General features: G+C 57.3%; 16 protein-coding genes and 1 pseudogene. 9 read left to right on the top strand and 8 right to left on the bottom strand.

Annotated features, from left to right (window positions below; genetic code table 11):
- Positions 1-28 precede the first annotated feature (28 nt).
- The 3 genes from AC2FFE_RS19210 to AC2FFE_RS19200 form a co-directional block, all read right to left on the bottom strand.
- The gene (locus AC2FFE_RS19210) at positions 29-1,117 is read right to left on the bottom strand and encodes a 4-oxalomesaconate tautomerase (RefSeq protein ID WP_496847429.1); all 1,089 of its coding nucleotides are present in this window, start codon (positions 1,115-1,117) and stop codon (positions 29-31) included.
- A gap of 79 nt (positions 1,118-1,196) precedes the next feature.
- Positions 1,197-3,227, bottom strand: coding sequence for a tripartite tricarboxylate transporter permease (locus tag AC2FFE_RS19205; RefSeq protein ID WP_496847428.1), 2,031 nt, complete (start codon positions 3,225-3,227; stop codon positions 1,197-1,199).
- A gap of 81 nt (positions 3,228-3,308) precedes the next feature.
- Positions 3,309-4,397 (bottom strand): tricarboxylate transporter, encoded by a 1,089-nt coding sequence (locus tag AC2FFE_RS19200; RefSeq protein ID WP_496821190.1) that lies wholly within the window; start codon positions 4,395-4,397, stop codon positions 3,309-3,311.
- Between the two features lie 139 nt (positions 4,398-4,536).
- Here AC2FFE_RS19200 and AC2FFE_RS19195 point away from each other — a divergent pair, with 139 nt between their 5' ends.
- The 3 genes from AC2FFE_RS19195 to AC2FFE_RS19185 all read left to right on the top strand — a co-directional run bounded on the left by AC2FFE_RS19195 (position 4,537) and on the right by AC2FFE_RS19185 (position 7,831).
- Complete coding sequence (locus AC2FFE_RS19195) at positions 4,537-5,205, top strand: response regulator transcription factor (RefSeq protein ID WP_496821191.1); 669 nt, start codon at positions 4,537-4,539, stop codon at positions 5,203-5,205.
- Positions 5,202-6,569, top strand: coding sequence for a sensor histidine kinase (locus tag AC2FFE_RS19190; protein ID WP_496821192.1), 1,368 nt, complete (start codon positions 5,202-5,204; stop codon positions 6,567-6,569). Before AC2FFE_RS19195 ends, AC2FFE_RS19190 begins: the two co-directional genes overlap by 4 nt.
- 335 nt (positions 6,570-6,904) lie before the next feature.
- On the top strand, positions 6,905-7,831 hold the full coding sequence (locus AC2FFE_RS19185) for a DMT family transporter (RefSeq protein WP_496847427.1): 927 nt from the start codon (positions 6,905-6,907) through the stop codon (positions 7,829-7,831).
- A 550-nt stretch (positions 7,832-8,381) separates the two neighbouring features.
- Here the strand turns inward: AC2FFE_RS19185 and AC2FFE_RS19180 are convergent.
- Positions 8,382-9,326 (bottom strand): alpha/beta fold hydrolase, encoded by a 945-nt coding sequence (locus AC2FFE_RS19180; protein WP_496847426.1) that lies wholly within the window; start codon positions 9,324-9,326, stop codon positions 8,382-8,384.
- Between the two features lie 86 nt (positions 9,327-9,412).
- On the opposite strand from AC2FFE_RS19180, the pseudogene AC2FFE_RS19175 reads away from it, so the two are divergent.
- From AC2FFE_RS19175 to AC2FFE_RS19165, 3 genes and pseudogenes are all read left to right on the top strand, one after another.
- Positions 9,413-9,571 (top strand): annotated as a pseudogene (locus AC2FFE_RS19175) (HTH domain-containing protein); the annotation flags it as partial.
- 102 nt (positions 9,572-9,673) lie between these two features.
- On the top strand, positions 9,674-10,126 hold the full coding sequence (locus AC2FFE_RS19170) for a helix-turn-helix transcriptional regulator (protein WP_496819741.1): 453 nt from the start codon (positions 9,674-9,676) through the stop codon (positions 10,124-10,126).
- Positions 10,127-10,301: 175 nt separating this feature from the next.
- Positions 10,302-10,934, top strand: a complete 633-nt coding sequence (locus AC2FFE_RS19165; RefSeq protein WP_496847425.1) for a tyrosine-type recombinase/integrase — start codon at positions 10,302-10,304, stop codon at positions 10,932-10,934.
- A gap of 458 nt (positions 10,935-11,392) precedes the next feature.
- On the opposite strand, the gene AC2FFE_RS19160 is transcribed toward AC2FFE_RS19165, so the two are convergent.
- From AC2FFE_RS19160 to AC2FFE_RS19145, 4 genes are all read right to left on the bottom strand, one after another.
- Positions 11,393-11,896: an anthrone oxygenase family protein gene (locus tag AC2FFE_RS19160; protein ID WP_496820513.1), complete on the bottom strand. Its 504-nt coding sequence runs from the start codon at positions 11,894-11,896 to the stop codon at positions 11,393-11,395.
- Positions 11,897-11,961: 65 nt separating this feature from the next.
- The gene (locus AC2FFE_RS19155) at positions 11,962-12,789 is read right to left on the bottom strand and encodes a Rossmann-fold NAD(P)-binding domain-containing protein (RefSeq protein ID WP_496820514.1); all 828 of its coding nucleotides are present in this window, start codon (positions 12,787-12,789) and stop codon (positions 11,962-11,964) included.
- 210 nt (positions 12,790-12,999) lie between these two features.
- Positions 13,000-13,614, bottom strand: coding sequence for an isochorismatase family protein (locus AC2FFE_RS19150; RefSeq protein WP_496820515.1), 615 nt, complete (start codon positions 13,612-13,614; stop codon positions 13,000-13,002).
- Between the two features lie 39 nt (positions 13,615-13,653).
- Complete coding sequence (locus tag AC2FFE_RS19145; protein WP_496847424.1) at positions 13,654-14,520, bottom strand: pirin family protein; 867 nt, start codon at positions 14,518-14,520, stop codon at positions 13,654-13,656.
- A gap of 107 nt (positions 14,521-14,627) precedes the next feature.
- Here AC2FFE_RS19145 and AC2FFE_RS19140 point away from each other — a divergent pair, with 107 nt between their 5' ends.
- The 3 genes from AC2FFE_RS19140 (at position 14,628) to AC2FFE_RS19130 (ending at position 19,570) form a co-directional block, all read left to right on the top strand.
- Complete coding sequence (locus AC2FFE_RS19140; protein WP_496820517.1) at positions 14,628-15,548, top strand: LysR substrate-binding domain-containing protein; 921 nt, start codon at positions 14,628-14,630, stop codon at positions 15,546-15,548.
- A gap of 331 nt (positions 15,549-15,879) precedes the next feature.
- Complete coding sequence (locus tag AC2FFE_RS19135) at positions 15,880-17,622, top strand: sigma-54-dependent Fis family transcriptional regulator (protein WP_480828226.1); 1,743 nt, start codon at positions 15,880-15,882, stop codon at positions 17,620-17,622.
- 148 nt (positions 17,623-17,770) lie between these two features.
- Complete coding sequence (locus AC2FFE_RS19130) at positions 17,771-19,570, top strand: NAD(P)-binding domain-containing protein (protein ID WP_496821240.1); 1,800 nt, start codon at positions 17,771-17,773, stop codon at positions 19,568-19,570.
- Positions 19,571-19,669 lie beyond the last annotated feature (99 nt).

The raw sequence follows: 19,669 nt of genomic DNA, 5'->3' as shown, positions 1-19,669 counted from the left end.
TATAGTATACTATTTTAAGATTACCCGATCAACTCCCCTTCCACACCGATTGCGGCACATAAACATGCCCGTCCGCCAGCTTGCGCGCAGTCCGCACAAGGCCCGCAGAATTCACGGTGAACCCGTGGTCGGTGGTGAAGTCCACCAACACGTCGATCTTGCCCGATGCGTGCTCCAGCACGACCTCAGCCGGGCTTGTCGTCGGGCGATCCAGCAAACCGTCCGCGATCGTACCGGGCGTCAAAGCGCAGGACGCCATGCACTGCGCACCGGTGACCGCCATGGTCGGATGGGTGTTCCACGGCATGAAATACCGCACCGCAAGCGTTCCGCCCTCTCTGGCAGGCGCGACAAGGCCGAATTTGGGGGTCACCGACTTCGACACATCCCCCATCCCCATCCGTTCCCCTGCTTCGATCCGAACGGCCTCCATCCGGTCAAAAAAGGCGCGGTTAGCGTCCAGATCCTCGGCACTTTCATAGCCCGTCAGCCCGAAATCGGCGGCTCGGGCAATAGCCATTGGCATGGCGACGTCCATGCAGGTCAGTTCGATCCCCTGAACCGTATCGCGCAGGTTGCCCGTGGGCAGGAAAGCGCCCGTGGCTGATCCGACGACGCCCATGAAACTCAGCTGCACCGGAGCAGACTGGCCCGGAACTCCGGCAATGCCCGTATCACCCTCATAAGTCAGCTTTCCCCCCAGTGTCTGAACCCGGGACACAACGCGGGCCCCGGTGTTAACCGCCCGGATACGGATTTCGGTTTCATCACCCTTGGGTTCGAACAGTCCCATTTCGATGGCAGCGGGGGCGACACCAGACAGGATGTTGCCACACGTGGGTTTGAAATCGACCAGCTTTTCTTCGACCGCAACCTGCGCGAAGAAATAATCGATATCGGCCCAGTCATCCTCGCTGACCGACAGCATCGCAACCTTGGTGGTCACCGCTGCACCGCCACCGATGCCATCGATGTTCAGCGATTGCCCGGCTCCGATTGTGGCGATCAGCACTTTGGCCAGAGTGTCCAGATCCTCGGGCAGATCAGAGCGGCGGAAATACGGACCCTTCGAAGTGCCGCCGCGCATAAAGATATATGGGATTGCGGTTTGGGTCATCGGGTGTCCCCCTGCCAACGCGGTGTGGTGTTACTTCTGCCCGGCCTGTTGCTCAGGCCGGGCAGCATCAACGGACTGCTCATTTCAGCGGCCACGGCAGGCTGACCATGTCCTGCAACAGACCCGGTGGGAAATCCCGGTTCAGCGCGCCCGCCATCAGACACATGAAGCCGATACCGCAGGCGGTCAGGATCAGCGCCATCTGCCAGCTGGCCGCGGCCCGGATGCGGAAGAACGCGATCAGGAAGCCCAGCAATGCAAGGATGAATCCAACCACCCATGTCGCCGCGATCAGACCTGCGAACCACGCCAGCGTGGACCACAATCCATGGGGTGCACTGGCGTCCTCGCCGGCGATTTCCTTATCGGCGAAAATCGCATCACCCTCGGGCCGTCGCATCATCTGGATCAGAAGGATCACGCAGCAAACCAGCGAGACGCTGCCGATCACCAGAGGGATGATCTTGTCGGTCATATTGTAGTCGGGGATCATATTGGCGTTGACCAGCGCGACGATCAGATAAGCCATTATCACCAACAGGAAGATTAGCGGCGCGCGCTTCGTACCGGCCTGCACGTCACCTTCGGCCATGATCATCTTGGCCTGCCGGATGCCCAGAATGACCGAAACAACGGTGAACACGATCAGCACGATGACAATGGGGCTGAATACATATTCCATCCCTTCACCAAAGCTTTTACGGAAGCGGAATGATGCAATCTGGAAGGCCTGATTTGTGAATTTCTCAACCGGATTCGATAGAACGAAACCGATCAGGAAGGCCGGGCGCGACCAGTCGAAACGGCGCAGAAAGATGCCGATCAAGCCGATCACAAACAGGGCCAGCAGGTCTTCGAAATTCTGACCGGATTGGAAGGCCGCAAAGCTGATCAACATGAACAGGAATGGGGCGAGATAAGTAAAGCGGATCGTAGTCAGCTTGGCGATCCCGCCCGAGGCCGCGATGCACAGGATGGTGCCCACCACGTTGGCCAGCGCCAACAGCCAGACGATAGAATATGTAATGTCGAGATTGTCCTGAAGCATGCTCGGACCGACTTCGATATCACCCGATCCCAACAGAGCAACCGCACCGATGAAGATCGCCATTGAGCCGGAACCGGGGATGCCGAACAGAAGTGTCGGCACCAGACCGCCACCTTCCTTGGCGTTGTTCGAGCTTTCCGGGCCGATGACCCCGCGCACTTCACCTTTGCCGAAATTGCTTTTGTCTTTTGTGGATTGCACCGAATGGCCGTAAGCGATCCAGTCAACAACCGAGCCGCCAAGGCCTGGAATGACGCCAACGATCACGCCAATGATCGAGCAGCGAACCGAGAGCCAGATGTTCGCAAACCAGTCTTTGACGCCATCCAGCCATCCAGCGCCCAACGAGGCGCCTTTGGCAATCGAGCGATCCTGCCGCAGCAGCGAAACGATCTCGGGAACGGCGAAGATTCCCAGACCGACAATGACGAGTTTCAGGCCATCGGTCAGATAAGGAATGTCATATGTCGCCATTCGCAGCGAGCCACCCGCATCGGCCTCACCAATCGTACCGACCATCAGTCCTAATCCAGCGGCGGCAACCCCTTTTAACGGTATGCGACCTGCCAGAATGGCAACCATCGACAAGCCGAGAATAGTGATCATCAGCATCTCAGGCAGACCGAAGGCCAGCACTATCGGACGCGCGACGAGGATGAACATGGTCAAGAAGGTCGCGCCAACGAGACCACCGAATAAGGATGAAGCAAAGGCAGCAGACAACGCCCGCGCGGCCTCTCCTTTTTTTGCCATCGGGAAGCCGTCAAGCACGGTCGCCTGCGAAGCCGAACTGCCTGGTATCCCCATCAGAACCGATGCAAATGTGTCTGAGGTCGGAACGACGGCAACCATCCCGATCATCAGCGCCAGACCCAGGATCGGGTCCATGCCAAACATGAATGGCAGCAAAAGAGACAGACCAGCAATGCCGCCGAGCCCCGGGAAAACTCCAACGGCCAGCCCCATGACAACGCCGAGCACAAGATAGCCCAGAACGATAGGTTGCAGGATCAGAACCCACGCATCACCAAGCGCAGGAAGAGCTGTGGCGAAAGCCTCCATTGCGGCCGCCTTTCATTCAAATTTATAGAATTCAGATGGCGCGGCCCTCGTGTGAGAGGGCACGCGCCGTGACCGGCCAGCTTAGTTCAGCTCGACGCCGTAGGAGTCTTTAAGCCAGTTCAGGACATACTGCTTGGCGTTGTCATCCACGCTCGTTGCAGTTTGAAGCGCTGTCTTAGAGCCGTCGCCCACGAAAACAGGGTATTTGCCTACACGCTTGGAGGAGATGTCCGCAAAGTCGCCACGCTCGGTCACTGCCTGGAAGGCTGCAGTGTAAGCATCGACCACCTCTTGCGGCGTGTCCCCTGGCAAGAAGGCCAATTTCTGAACTGGGAAGCCCGCGACGAAGAAGGCTTTCCATGCGTCCCATGCCTCACCGCTGGTTTCGCAGCCATCGGTGGCCTCACAGACCTCTTTGAAGGTCGGAATGTCGGGGAAAGTCGGATCGCGCACGATATTGCCATCGGCATCCAGCGCACCCCATGTCATCATCGGCACGGCCTTACCAGCCTCGACAAGCGGGGCAGACCCGCCCAGATAGCCAGAGGAGGTTTGATAGTCGATATTGGCCTCGCCGCGTTCAAACATCAGGCGCCCGTCTCCACGACCTTTGATGCCGAAGACGGGCTCAACATTCATGCCCAACATCTGCCATGCCAGCAGTGGAACGAGGTCCAGACGGGTCGCTCCCTGCGAGCCGTAGATGAAACTGGTGTCCTTCAGAGCGTTCGCGGACCCGTCGAACTTGGCACCGTCCTCGGCATTAAGATAGGCTACACCACCAGTGCCCGATGCCATGACCGGAATCCAGTCGTTATATTCGTAACGCACGCGCGGGTCGCTCAGAAGATAGGGAAACTGGGTTGAGCCGGATGTTCCAAACAACAAGGTGCCGTCATCGTGGCTTTGCTCCTGAAACCAGTTCGCGCCTTTGGTGGACCCTGCGCCGGGCATGAATTTGACCACTACAGTGGGCTGACCCGGCAGCGCCTCGGACAGAAGCGGTGCAAAGAAATTGGCCCACTTGGCGGAACCACCCGTTTCCGAGAACGGAATGACCCATTCGATGGTCTTGCCCGAAAAATCAACCTCGGCGGCGACAGGTGCTGCGATTCCGGCGGCGGCGATCAGCCCCACGACGGCGCGGCGGGTAAATTTGGAAATGGCCATTGGTTCCTCCCTGTTGACCAGACAACCACGTCGGCGTCTTCTGTGCCACCGTGATCGCAAATAGAATTGTGGGGTTGATTCCCCCTCCCATCTGACAATCATGGAGCGCCAACCTTGCACGAAACTTGCAGGAGCCCGAATGCGGATCGTCATCGTCGAGGATAATGAGACCCTCGCAAACGCTATTGCCTACCGCTTGCGCGATCGTGGTCATGCCGCAGATGTGCTAACGGATGGCGATGCGGCCGAGCTGTATCTGGAGCAGGAAGGGGCGGACCTGATCGTTCTGGATATCAACTTACCGGGCCGGTCAGGGTTGGAAATCCTGCGTTCGCTTCGCAATCGGGGAGACAGCGTCCCCGTCATTTTGCTGACCGCGCGCACCGAAACCAGTGACCGGGTTTCGGGTCTGGATATGGGCGCTGACGACTATCTGGTCAAACCATTCGAGATGGACGAGCTTGAGGCCCGCATCCGTGCCCTGTCGCGCCGCAAACAACTGGACTACGGCGCGCGCGAGATCATCGGAGACCTCGAGTTTGACCGCACCGCACGGCAGGTCAGCGCAAAAGGCCAAGTTTTGGACGTGCCACGCCGGGAAATGGCTGTGCTTGAATGTCTGCTGGAACGACGCGGCAGGATCGTCCCCAAAAGCCAGCTGACCGACTATGTTTATGGCGTGGGCGCGGATGTCGAGGACTCAGCCGTTGAACCGCATGTATCGCGGTTGCGCAAACGCCTTCGGAACCTTGGCATTCAGATCAAAACGGCGCGTGGTCTTGGATACCTGCTTGAGGTGCAGAAGTGACCAGGCATGGCTCGCTCAGGCTTAGGTTGTTCGTTTTGATCCTGACGCCTTTGGTTCTACTCGCAATCCTACTTGGCTACTGGCGCTTCACTGTTGCGCAGAAAACGGCGCAGGAACTTTTCGACGACAGCCTGTTATCCGCCGGCCTGGCAATCTCGCGCGATGTGGCGGTGTCAGAAGGTGATGCCTTGTCACCGACCACGCGCAGCCTAATCCGCGATGCATCGGGTGGAGAGATTTTCTATCACGTGACCGGACCCGGCGGCATCTACGTGACCGGGTATGCATACCCTCCGGCCTCAGCAAACCCGTCAGAGCAGGACGTTTACCAACCGCAGTTCTTCGAGGCTGTATATCGAGACGAACCAGTGCGTGTGCTTAAAATGACCGAACGGGTCACGCTGGGCAATCTGGTCGGGGATGCGACGGTCACGGCATGGCAACGCATCGCGGATCGCAACGCCTTTGCCAACGAATTGTCGATCCGTGCAGCGATCCTGATGAGCATCCTGATGGCCACTCTTGCCTTTGTCGTCTGGTTCGGCGTTGCGCGCGGCCTGCGGCCGTTGCTGGATTTACAGGACGCGATTGACCTGCGCTCGCCCGACGACCTCAGCCAGATCAAACGCCCGGTCCCGGTCGAAGTCCATGGCATTGTTCGAACGCTGAACCGTCTGTTTGGGCAAGTCGAACACAGCATCAACGCCCATCAAGTGTTTATCTCAGAAGCAGCGCATCAGCTGCGAAATCCGGCAGCCGCAGTCCAATCCATGGCCGAGGCTCTGCGAGATGCAAAAACGGATGAGGACAAGGACAAACGCATTGTCGAGCTTGTGGCAGCCGCAAAGAATTCGGCCACTGTGGCAGAACAGCTATTGTCGCTGGAGCGTTTACGGCAACCTACGCATCAGGATCAGATGGCTAAAATCAATTTCCGCCTGGTCGTCGAGGAAGCCTGCGCAGAGATGGGGGTTTCGATCCTTGCGAAAGGGATCGACTTCGAGGTCGCCATGCCGGATACAGCGATCCTGGTCTCGGGAGATCAGCTGTTTTTGACCGAGGCCATAAAGAACCTGCTGGACAACGCAGTTAAGCACGGCGGCGCAAAGTTGAGCCGAATTTCAGTTGTGCTGCGCTGTGACGGCGGGAAAGTCGAACTAACGGTGGCCGATGATGGAACAGGCCTTTCGCCCGATCAAAGCAAAGCTGCATTCAGCCGGTTTTCGCAGCTGGAATATTCCGAAGGTAGCGGTTTAGGGTTGTCGATTGTCTCAGCTGTAGCGAAGCGCCACGGAGGAGTGGTCGCGATCAACCAAGTCGAAAAAGGAGCAAGCGTTACGCTTCAGCTTCCTATTGTCAAATAGTTCGATTCCAATTCTGCTCGGAATGCGAAACCTGTCACAATCAAAGAAAATTTTTTGATTGCAGCGAAGGTCTGCTGTCCGCCGATTCTGTTGAAAACAACGTGTTGCTGGCGCAGAAAGAGGTCGCCTGAGCGAAGGCCGACACCGTGATGAATGACGGCACAGGGCTCATACCTCCGGTCGGGGCACCTCGCAGAGAATGGCGGCAGAGAGCCCTTACCAGACTTTGATCACACCTCGGTCTTTCGCTCATGCAGCAAGTCGCGAACGCGTAAAAGTTGCCGTTCATTTGTCTTGGCGATGTCAACTGCAATATAGCGTGTTAGTTGTCAGCAATGACCCAACTAACCTCAGCCAAGCGGAACGCCATACCCTATGCCCTTGCAGTCGTTGGTGTGCTTTTTGCATCCATCTGTTTTGGCCTTGTACCCTACTTTAGCCGTGGGCTCACCGATCAGGGTCTCGCTCCCTATGCGGTTGCCTTTTATCGGTACATCTTGGCAGCGGTTGTCCTTTTGCCCGCACTTGTAGTGCATCACTCAAAGTGGCGGGAAATCGTCTGGGGTATGGTTGCAGGCGCAGTGATGGGCCTTGGCTGGGTCGGCTATGTTACCGCTCTTGAGACTGTTCCTGCATCGACGGTTGGTGTTCTCTACATGACCTATCCGGTGTTTACGATTGCTATCGCATGGGCGCTTTTTGGTGACCGACCAACGCGGCGTAGCCTTTTTGCGGCTGGATTGATCGTTGTTGCTGCGATATTCGCAGGTTCTCCGGCATCTGTGCCTCCGGACCAAATTCCAATCCTTCTCGTCTCATTAGCGGCACCTTTCGGTTTTGGCTTCGGCATATGTGTTCTCGTGCACCGCCTGTCACGTATTGCGCCTTTAGCCAGAATGGCGTCAGTCTCGCTTGGGTCAGTCATTGGCCTTGCCCCCCTCATTCTTTCATCCGAGGTCGGCGAAATCCTACCAGAAGGTGGGGACGACTGGGTTCTAGTTGTCGGGTTGGGCCTTGTGACGGCGCTAATTCCGCAACTGATTTACACGATCTGTTCGCCCATTATTGGGGCAGCGCGCACTGCTGTAGTCGGAAGTATTGAACTACCCACGATGTTTGCTGTTGGCGTTCTTGCATTCGGTGAAGTAATCACGGGTACACAGGCGCTGGCCTGCGCGCTGGTTTTGGGCGCGATAGCTCTCACTCAAAGTCGCTCAACTCGAACTGTGACGACCGTGATCAGCAAGGAGCCTGAGAGGTAGCTTTGGGTTCACTGCCGAATTTCTCTACGGCGAGTTTGGACAAGCAGATTTGAGCCCCATGCGGTCATTCCCTAGCTATCTGGGTGCTGCGGGTGCATTCGGCAGGTCGCAGCCGAGGCTTTCCGCAGTTCGCTTTATGCTGCACACGCGAGAGGCGGAAATATGTCAAAGTTGGCTATGGGCTCTTTCCACCAGTCGGCGCCAACCGCAGAGAAAGAGGCGAAGAGCCCGACTCGGCCATTGTGATTTTGTGCTGCATGCGCTCGCAGCACGAAAGTCGCTGCAAGTGCTTAGTTCGGGACGCTGCCATGCAGCGGCGAAACGAGCCATTCATGCCAACCGCAGCATGTACGCGGCGGGCAAGGATCAAGTCGCGGACAAAGTGATCTTTCGCTTTGGCTGCACCAATGGCCGCTTTCATGTCTGCCGGTCTCACGGAGGTTCTCGCCCGGGCATTAGAACACAAATTCCGTCATTCACATTTTTGGGCCGAAGACATCGCGATGACCTGTGCCTTCCGAGCGAGCGGGAGGGCACAGACCTCCTAGGCTTAGGTGGCCAGATCGAGCGCCAACCAGCCAAGGATTGCATCTGTGGTCTCTTGTGGTCTTTCCTGCTGGATCCAGTGGCCGCACTCAAGTTTGATCACTTCAACATTCAGGACAAAATCCGCGAGGTTCTCAGAGGGAGGGATCATGTCCTGCGTCCCGTAGATCATCAATGCAGGCTGATGAACGATTGGACCGACATCCGCTAAAAGGTGCCAGTTTCGATCCATGTTCCTGTACCAGTTGATACTCCCGGTGAAGCCAGTTTCTTCGAAGGAAGATACGAACACATCGATGTCCGCGTCGCTCATCACAGGCTCTCCCATCGGTGCATCTGCCCGCGCAAGGTTGATGATCATCATCCCAGGATCCGGTGGCAGCGCTGGCAAGTTCTTGCGGAAAAGGTTGCGTAGAAACGATCTGGCATTGCTGTCCAGTATGGCGTCTGCAACGCCGGGTTTGCGGTTGAAGTGGACAAAGTAATTGTCCTCCCCAAACACGGTTTCCATGAACTCAATCCACGGCATCGGTGTCCGAGCTTGATAGGGCAGTGCGAGGTTGATGATCTTCTTGACGCGGGTTGGATGTAGGAGCGCCATGCTCCAAACAACGTTTGCGCCCCAGTCATGTCCCACGAAGACCGCGTCGTCATATCCGTAATGATCCAGAAGTGCTGCAAGGTCGCCCGTCAGATGCGCGATGTCGTATTGTGTCACATCCTCAGGGCGCGAAGAGTTGCCGTAGCCACGCTGGTTAGGAACGATGACATGGTATCCTGCCGCAGCAAGTGCTGGCATCTGGTGACGCCAGGAAAAGGCATGCTCAGGCCAACCGTGGCACAGTACAATGGGGTTGCCCTTGTTCTCTTGCCCGGCCTCAAAGACCTCGAGCTCAATGCCATTCAGGGCAACTATTTTGGGGGAAGGAAAATTGGGGATCGTAGTCATGGTGGTACTCCGGATTGATTGTGGTAACACCGGATTAACCCTTAAAGGTATCAAGTTCTGACGCCTTTCTGTAGTAGACTTGGAAAATGAAAAGCCGATCCCGACAAGCCACTATCGTCCGAAGCCTCCGCCGAGGCGGGGCGTCCACGATCGAAGCTTTGTGTGAAGAAGTTGGGGCATCGCGCAGCACCATCTTGCGCGATCTCTCTGCCCTCCGGGACGAGGGCTACGTAATCATCGCTGAGCAGGGCCGTGGCGGGGGACTCTACCTTGACCCTACGTCGGTACAAACAACGGCCAAACTGTCTGTGCCTGAGGTCTTCGCCTTGATAATTGGCATATCGAGCATGCGTGCCGCCGGATCGCTTCCCTTTGCCCGCTTGGCTGACAGCGGGCTTTCCAAGATCGAGAAATCCCTGCCGCCAGACAAGCTGCGCGACCTCCGACGATTGTTGGAATGCCTCTATGTTGGGCCACTGGCGCCGCAAGTCGATATCTCGAATGTCGGAGAGATCGATAGTGGGCTGCTCCCTGCTTTTGAGCGGGCATTTCTTGAACGGTTGTCTCTGCAATTCGATTACGTCGATGCAAAAGGCGCAAAGACGCAGCGTTGCGTCGAACCTCAGGCCATGCTGATCTTGCCGCCGCTTTGGTATCTGGTTGCATGGGACCCAAGCCGTGAAAATGTTCGGCATTTTCGAATGGATAGGATCGGCCGACCTGACGTCGCAGAGGGCCCAACATTTCGGCTGCGGCGGATTGAATTCGATGCGGGTGTGCAGCCAGTTCGATACGCTTAGCGGACCTTGGTGCGTCATGCAGCATCATGCACATTGGGCTCAGAGCCGCCTAATGCTTCCGCGGCAACGATCACCATTGTGGGTCTCTAACACCGGCCCTTAGATCAGACGGTAGGATCGTCCTGTCAGCGCGGTGCTGATGATTGGGTGCGGAGGGAGGATCGGAGGGCATATCATGCCAAGAGTCCAACTTCCCGCAACCACCCCGAAACGCAGAGCCTGGAACAAGGGGCGGATCATCGGTCAGAAACGGCCCTTGCTGCCAAAACAGGTCTGGGCGATCCGTGCTCGGCTCGAATTGGCAGGTTATCTACGCGATCTGTCGCTGTTCAATGTCGCCATCGACAGCAAGCTTCGCGGCTGTGATCTCGTAAAATTGGCCGTGACTGACCTGGTAAAGGATGACCGTGTGCGAGAACGCGTGTCAGTCATCCAGAGCAAGACTAAGCGACCGGTGCAGTTTGAACTGACGGAAAACACACGTGAAACTGTCTTGGCGTGGGTCAAGTCACCCGAGATGTTTGCCTGCCGGTTTATGTTTCCCAGCCGCTTCCATGACCGGCCCCACATTTCAACTCGCCAGTATGGACGGTTGGTGCGTGATTGGGTCACAGCGATCGGGCTAGAGCCAAGCGGATACGGCACCCATTCACTACGCCGGACAAAGGCAGCGGAGATTTATCGAAAGACCGGCAACCTCCGTGCGGTCCAGTTGCTGCTGGGTCATACGAAGGTCGACAGTACAGTACGTTACCTTGGCGTTGAGCTCGAAGATGCGCTGAGCATCGCTGAGCGTATCGATATCTGAGCCACCTTGGCGAACGGTCCCCCCGTTCGCCATTTAAAAGCAGGTGTTTGTGCTCCATGCGGCGTTGGTCTGTGCTGAGCCCGACTCTGTCATTGCTTTTTCTCGCTGCGCGCGCTCGCAACATGGAGTTCGCTGCACCTGGCCATTACATGGCGCTGCACTACGGCGGCAATACCTGCCATTCGCTCGTCGCCTGCCGAAGATCAAGACGGCAAGGACCAAGCCGCCAGGCGAGGCGAGCGTTTGAAATCACAACTCCGAGAACCGCTTTTGGCTCTCCTCAGGCACAGCGGGAGACACCGCTGGTGATGCCAGTTGTTCGCTGCTGAGCAGCTGAACATAGGTTTAGACATGATAAGCTAATTTACTTGGCTGCGCGCTCCGGCTCTTGCTACTTTGAGCAAAGCGTTGCGGCAACAATAGGGCGACTCGTTTTGAGACCGCTTTCCTTGATCTCGTCAAGCCAGTTGAAGTTGGCTGGCCCACAGCAAGGCAAACAGCAACAGCGCAGCAGATACCGCACAGGCCACTGTACGCACCGAATTCCAGAAGGTCCAACGTGGCAGATAGATTTCTTCCCAGTAGGCCCGTGTTGCGTCAATCTGGGCATCCATCCCGGCCAATGCTTCATTCATCGGGACATTGAAAAGAACGGTCACGCCGAAACATCCTATAAAATAGATGACCCCAGCGAGCAGCATCAGCGTGCCAGGCTGACCGCCCAAAACCCAACCGCCGTAGCCCGCCATGAAGAGGGAAACAGGTGCGAGGCCGATGAACAGAGCCATGAAGATCCAGCGGAATACCTCTCGGTTGATGGATTGCATGGCTTCGACACCACCGGCACCGCTGGTGAGGGCGAGCGACCGCATCACAAAGTCGGAAAAGGCCAGAAAGGCGCCGCCGACGAGGGCATAGGCGAGAATGGCGAATTGGATCAGGAAAAAAGTCGTGGTGGACATGTCATTGGTTCCTTTTTCTCAGAGGAGGCAGGTGGCCCGCGCCACCCACCTCCAGGTGTGTGTGGTTAGGCGGCGCTTGGCCAAGCGCCAGCAGTTTTTGCGGTTTGGGCGAATTCCGTGAAGTCTCGTGGCTTGCGGCCCAGGGCCCGCTCAACCCCGTCCGCTGTATAGGCGTTGCGCCCGTCCAGCGTTTCGCGGGCGATTGCGGTGAAGACGTCGGCGACAAATGTGTCGCCAGAGGCTGCGACATTGGCGTGAAAGTCCTCAAACGTGATGGGCAGATGCTGGATGCGGCGTCCCAAGGTTGCGTTCAGGACCTCGGCCATCTCAGCGAAGGTCATCAGGCGTGGACCCGTGACTTCGTACCGTTTGCCTAGATGCCCGTCTTCGGTCAGCGCCGCGACAACCACGTCTGCGATATCGTCAATGTCGATGATCGGCTCTGCGATATCGCCGCCGGGCATGGGAAGGACACCACCCAGGATTGGGTCGCGTAAGTAGCCTTCTGAAAAGTTCTGCGCAAACCAGGCGGACCGCACGATCGTAAAGCCAAGACCCGAGTTGCGGATCACCTCTTCACCCATGCTAGCGAAGTGCTCGCCCCGACCGGACAACAGCACGATGTGCTGCAGGCCGGTGTCGCGGGCGACCTTTGCGAAAGCTTCCAGCTTTTCGATGGCGCCGGGGAAGGCTAGGTCGGGGAAGTAGGTGACATAGGCCTTTGAGACACCGGTCAGGATTTGGACCCACGTGTTTCGATCTTCCCAATCAAATAGGGTTTCGGATCGCCGTGCGCCGCGCCGGACAGAGACGCCTTTAGCTTCCAGTTTTGCTGCAACGCGAGAGCCGGTTTTGCCAGTGGCACCGATGACGAGGATAGGTTCGTTAGACATAGCTTTCTCCTGTGGTGAGCCGTGGGCCCACCCTGATTTCGTGGTTGCTGAAGTGCTGGTATGGTGGCTGCGGCCTTTAAAAGAACAGGGCCGCCGCCCATCCCATCGCGATCAAACAGAACAGCGACGTGACGTAGATGCGATAAAATTGGGTTTGCATGCCCCTGTGCGAGTACCTGCTACGGGGCGCATAGGGAGAGCGATGCATGGCTACGCACTCTCACGGACTTGGCCGACGAGGATCGACCAATCCATGCCCAAAGCGCCATAAACCTCGCCTGCCTGATTGCTGGCGTTGTCTGCCAGGATCTCAATCATCAGGCTCGCGCCATCGGCCACAACAACCCCGGCCTGGGTCAGCCGAACCAAAGCGGTTTCACGTTTGGTCATGTTGAAGGTGCCGCTGGCGTCAACGGCGACGTACGCCTCGAACCCTTCGCGCACGGCCTGCATAGCCGGGAAGGCAGCGCACACTTCAAGGGACAGACCCGCAAAGATCAGCTTGCTGCGTCCGGTCGCGCGAATGGCCTCTTCCACACTCGGATCGTCCCATGCATTGACGGTTGTCCGGTCGATAAAGGTCTGATCGGGCAAGGCCTCTTGCAGTTCGGGAATGGCAGGTCCCCAAAGCGTCTGGGACGAGGTGGTGGTCGTCACAATCGGCAAGTCAAGCGCCTTTGCAGCCTTTGCAAGGCCTACGATGTTGTGCTTGAGATCGGCGACGGAATAGTCTCGGATACCGGTCATCAGGCCGACCTGGTTGTCGACGAACACGACGGCGGCGTTGTCACGAGTCAGCGGTTCGGGGTTGAATACTGCGGTCATAAGTCTTCCTTTCTGGATAGGTCTTCAGTGGCGTTGATTTCAGTCAAGTGATCCGAGGCGACCGGAACGATAAGCCGCCTCGACTGCGTCAAGCTCTGCTGCGGTGCCCATTGCGTAGGGGCCGCGTTGGACAAAGGCCTGGCGAAGGGGGTGGCCCCGGAACAGAACGACATGAGCGCCCTCTTCCGAAGAAAATGAGATGTCGGAGGCATCAGCGAAGGCAATGGCCTTGCCGGGCTGCAAATCGGCCGAGCCTGTGTCCCACATCACGCGGGACGCGCCGTGAATGGCGAGGATCCATGCATGGTGGCCCTTGTCACCTTTATGAGTGAACCGGCCGCCAGCCTTTATGTCGATGTCAAGCAGCGTCAACGGGTTATCCGGTGCTATCGCCCCCTGAACGCCAGCCGCTTCACCAAGGACCAGCCGTGCTTTGGCCCGGTCACCCGCAAGCCTCGGGACATCTGCGGCAGAAACGTGAAAGGCGGAAGGTGCGTCATGCCGATGTGCAGCCGAAAGGTTTACGAAAACCTGCAATGCGTGGGTCCTGGCACCGGGGCGTGTTGCCTCATTGTGAAGGGCGCCGCGCGCCGCCTTGAACCAATAAAGATCGCCGGGCGCCAGATCGAGGTCATTACCAAGGGAATCCCGGTTTTGAAATGCCCCCTCACTGTCCTCGAACATAACCGTCACCGCAGACAACCCGGCATGGGCATGTGTCCCGAAGGTGGGCTGTGTCATGGTGAAGTGATCGACCATGATCAGCGGGTCCATAAGGCCCCGGAACTCTGAATGCTGATAGCTTTGTGCTTCAAAACCGTCGCCAATTCTAAGCGGACGGCCTACGCTTTGGGCATGGGTTTCGCAGGGGACGCCTGCGAGCGTGTCGATATGTTGCTTGGTCATGTCAGTCTCTCGCTCTTGTTGCATTGAGAATATGAGCGAGACGATGGCTCGAAAATCGGGTAAAATCAGAACCTACCGTTCTACTGGTGGAACGAAGGGGGCTCGCGATGGACTTAAATGATGCGTTCTACTTTGTTCAGGTCGTTGAAAAGGGGGGCTTTTCTGCCGCCGCGCGATCCATGAACATTCCCAAGTCCAGACTCAGCCGCCGGGTCAGGCAACTGGAGGATGACCTTGGCGTGCGCCTGTTGCAGCGTACATCGCGCGTTGTCATCGCTACCGACGTTGGCAAGGACTACTTCCGCCACGCTCAAGAAGCCCTGGCGCGGCTTGAGATGGCCGAAACGGCCGTTCGCCGCAAAAGCAACACAATAGAAGGGACCGTCACCGTGTCCTGTTCCGTGGGCATGGCGCAGTTCGGCCTCGATCAAGTCCTGCCCCATTTCTTGCAAGACAATCCCGGGGTCACCGTTGTCCAACGGACCTCCAACCAGATCGACGACCTTATCAAGGGTGGGATCGACGTTGCGATCCGGGGGCATATGGACACATTGCCAGATTCAAGCTTGATCCAGATAAAGCTCGCGCGGGTCGAATGGCACCTGTTCGGGTCACATGACTATCTCGACGCGTTGGGAGCGGTGCATGACCCCGCTGCACTGGCGAACCACCCTGCCTTGGTTCTCGGCCGCCCCCGAGACACACATCAGTGGCTGCTGACGGACGAAACAGGACAAACGGCTTCGGTGCCCTGTACTGTTCGGTTCGCGAGTGACGATATGTCGACGCTCAAGAATGCAGCAGCAGCGTCTTTGGGACTTGCTGCCCTGCCATCTTATGTCTGCAGAAAAGAGGTCGAGGCGGGAACACTGGTGCGCGCCTTGCGGTACTGGACCGCCGGCACCCCGCAGATCAGCCTCCTCATGCCGTCAAAGCGTGGAATGCTACCGGCGGTGGAGGCGTTTCTGGACTTCCTCAAACAACACCTGCCCGCCGTGCTGACAAATATTGACGCAAAACCCGAGTGACCGAAACTACGATTTGTGCCGCTCAGCAGCAACAGACGTGCTGCAGAAATAAAGTGATGCTGCGTCAGCGAAGGCCGAAAACCCAAGGTCGGCTACGTCCGCATCTGCTTAGTTCACGCCGGTTGAAGCGAACGGCGCTCCATCCCGGAACGGTCGTTCATGGGTCTCGCGGCCAAGGTGCCTGAAGAGAGCCCGAAAGGGCCCAATGCTGCGCGTTCAACGAAGCTCAGCTTGACGAGGCAAAGCGCCAAAACGTTTGCCAGACGAAATTTGAACATAGGCGCGAAGCCATCCTCATGCTAATTTTAGAGAGGATTTATAGGGCGGGAAGCTGTTGGATCGCCAGCACACAAAAGAGATTGACCGTGTCTTAAGCGGGTTCGATACAGGGAGAGACCGGCTTGTCGCGGACAGCTGGCAGCGCTGTGTTGAAACCTACGGTATGGATCCCTCACGGCAGGAACCCGCGCATATCCTGCCTGACACCAAATTCCGTGAACATCTGGAGCAATCCGAACGTCTGATCGCAACAGCGCGCTCGGGGCTGCAATCGTTGTTTGCGCAGGTTGCAGGGCAGAACTACGTCCTGCTGCTTGCGGATTCAGATGGCGTCTGCGTCGATTTCTTTGGCGACCGGAACTTTGAGGACGAACTCAGAACTGCGGGTCTTCATCTGGGATTCAAATGGACGGAAGAGTTGGCAGGAACGAACGGGGTAGGGTCGTGCATCGTTACAGGTCAGCCGGTGACGATCCATCAGGGGGATCATTTTTCGATCACGCATACGCCGCTGTCTTGTACGGCAGCGCCTATTTTCGACACCAAAGGTGGTCTTGCGGCTGTTCTGGATGTTTCGTTGTTGCGTGGACCTTCGCCTAAGGCGTCGCAGAATCTGGCCATGACACTGGTGACGAATTCCGCCCGTCGCGTCGAGATGGCAAACCTGATGGCATCGACCCGGCGCGATTGGGTCCTGCGCTTTTCAGCCAGCCCCGAATTTCTTGAGGTCGATCCTGAAGCGGCGGTTGCAGTGGACGGAAGCGGCAAGATCATTGGTATGACCTCGGGGGCCCGACGGGCACTGGACCCGGACGGTTCGGGCCACCTGATCGGGTCGCAATTGCAGGACTGGCTTGAAATCAGTGTTGATGACATGCCGGAGTTCATGCGCGGCAGACCGTCCGAAGAACGGGTTCTACACCTCAAGGACGGGCGCGCGCTCTATGGTCATGCCGTTGCGCCACAGACGTCGCAGATGACGGCGGCCCTGCGCAAGCGAGAACAGGTTCTGCCCGGAGCTCTTGGCAGTTTTGCGGGGCCGGATGCGGACCTTCAGCAGCTTTTGAACAATGCTGCACGTCTTGCACCGACCAGCCTGCCGCTTTTGCTGACCGGTGAAAGCGGCACGGGCAAGACCAAACTGGCGCGTGCGATCCACATGGCCGATCCTGCGAGACAGGATTTCCACACAGTGATCTGCTGCGATACCGAGACATTCGATTTCTGCCAAACCATCGACCCCGGCACGCTGTTCCTGCGCGGTGTTGAAGACCTGAGCGAGCCTGCACAGGCCTCTCTTTTAGCAGTGCTTGAGCGGCGGGCTGATCTGAGGATCATTGCCTCATGTCGGCAGCCCCCGGCGGGATTGCAGGGCGGTCTGCGTGAAGATCTGCTGCACCGGATTGCGGGGGCCACATTTTCTCTGCCGCCTTTGCGCCACCGAGCGGATCTGGATTGGCTAATTGATCGTCTGCTTCGACGGTTTGCAAGCCATGATATTCACCTGTCGACAGTCGCGCGCGCCGATCTGAAATCACGACTATGGAGCGGCAATATTCGTGAACTGGAACATCTGCTGCACAGCGCGGTCGCCCTGTGTCAGGACAACATCATCGACTTGACGGATTTGCCAGCCCCGGCGCTCGCCCCTGCGCAAAAGCTGGACTCAGATGATCTCGAAGCACTGCTGCGTGCTTGCGATTGGAACATGTCTCAAGTGGCGCGACGCCTTGGCGTGAACCGGTCGACAATTCTGCGCCGTGTGCGAAAGGCCGGGCTTACTCCACCTGCATAAACGCAAATGCCTTCGTGTTGCGCCCTTGTTGCGCGCGCAACAAGTCTTGGTGTTTTTGGCCTAGGTCAAGCGTTGAGCCGCCAAATCGACTTGCCCGAAGGGCCGCGGATTTGCCAGCCTTTTGCACCGTGGAGATAGGGAGGATGACATGCTCGACACAACACTCTCGGATCAGGTGCAGGGGTTCTTGGATGACTTCGGTGCGGCTTTGTCCCAAGGCGATATCGATGCCGCCTGCGATATGTTTCAGGACGATTGCTATTGGCGCGATCTGGTCAGCTTTACCTGGAATATCAAAACGGTCGAAGGCAAGGCGCAGGTGGCAGATATGCTCGCGCATCAGTTGGCCACAACCAAACCGAGCGGTTGGAAAATAGCCGAAGGTGAAGTGCCCACTGAAGACGGCGGAATAACCACTGCATGGATCGAGTTCGAAACCGAAGTGGCACGCGGCTATGGGTTAATCCGCCTCAAGGATGGCAAGATATGGACCTTGCTGACCACGATGGTCGAGCTGAAAGGTCATGAAGAGCCCAAAGGGTTCAACCGCCCACTTGGGGCCAAGCATGGTGCGGGTAAACACAGGACCACATGGGCAGAAGAACGGGCCCAGGAAGAGGCTGAACTGGGCTACAAAACACAGCCTTACTGCGTCATCATCGGCGGTGGTCAGGGTGGGATAGCCATGGGTGCGCGGCTGCGACAGCTCGGCGTCCCGACGATCATCGTTGAACGGAATGACCGACCTGGCGACAGTTGGCGCAATCGCTACAAATCCCTCTGCCTGCATGATCCGGTCTGGTATGACCATCTGCCTTATATCAAGTTCCCGGAAAACTGGCCCGTGTTCTCGCCCAAGGACAAGATCGGCGACTGGCTTGAGATGTACACCAAAGTGATGGAGCTGAACTATTGGACGCGCACGACGGCCAAATCCGCCACCTTTGATGAAGACAAGGGCGAATGGACCATCACGGTGGACCGGGATGGCGAAGAGGTGGTGTTGCGGCCCAAGCAACTGATCATGGCGACGGGTATGTCCGGCAAGAAACGCATGCCTGATTTTCCGGGTATGGATGTTTTCAAGGGTGAGCAGGCACATTCCTCGGAACACGACGGGCCGGCCAGATGGGCAGGCAAGAAGGTTGTCGTGGTGGGGTCCAACAACTCGGCTCATGACATCTGCGCGGCGCTTTGGGAAAACGATGCCGATGTGACAATGGTGCAGCGGTCCTCGACCCATATAGTCCGCTCGGACACCCTCATGGAAATCGGACTGGGTGACCTCTATTCTGAACGTGCGGTGCGGTCTGGCATGACAACCGAAAAGGCCGATCTGATCTTTGCATCGCTGCCCTATCGCATTCTGCATGAATTCCAGATTCCGGCCTATGCCGCGATGAAAGAGCAGGACAAAGAATTCTATGACGGTCTGGAAAAGGCCGGGTTCTGGCTGGATTGGGGCGATGACGACAGCGGGCTGTTCATGAAATACCTGCGTCGCGGATCGGGCTATTACATCGATATCGGGGCCAGCCAGTTGATCATTGATGGTGAGATCAAGCTGAAACGCGGTCAAGTCACCGCGCTTGATGAAACCGGAGTTATCCTTGATGACGGAACGCATCTGGATGCCGATCTGGTGGTCTATGCGACCGGGTATAACTCGATGAACGGTTGGGTCGCGGACCTGATGGGTCAGGATATGGCGGATCGGCTTGGGAAATGCTGGGGGCTGGGCTCTGACACAACCAAGGACCCGGGGCCTTGGGAAGGCGAGCAACGCAATATGTGGAAGCCGACACAGGTTCCAAACCTTTGGATGCATGGTGGAAACCTGCATCAGTCCCGGCATTATTCACAGTTCCTAGCGTTGCAAATAAAGGCCCGGATGGAGGGCATCCCGACGCCGATCTACGGCCTTCAAGATGTGCATCACCTCAATTAAAGCATGCGCTACCACCAAGAAGCGGATGGGGTGGATGGCTCCTGCTCCACCGGCGTCGCAATGCGCCATAATGCAGTTGTCTATCACTGCTAGGAAGGA

The organism is Ruegeria sp. YTSA168 (assembly GCF_059610045.1).
Note: the sequence above shows the minus strand (reverse complement) of the source record. Positions and strands in the feature narration are given on the sequence as shown.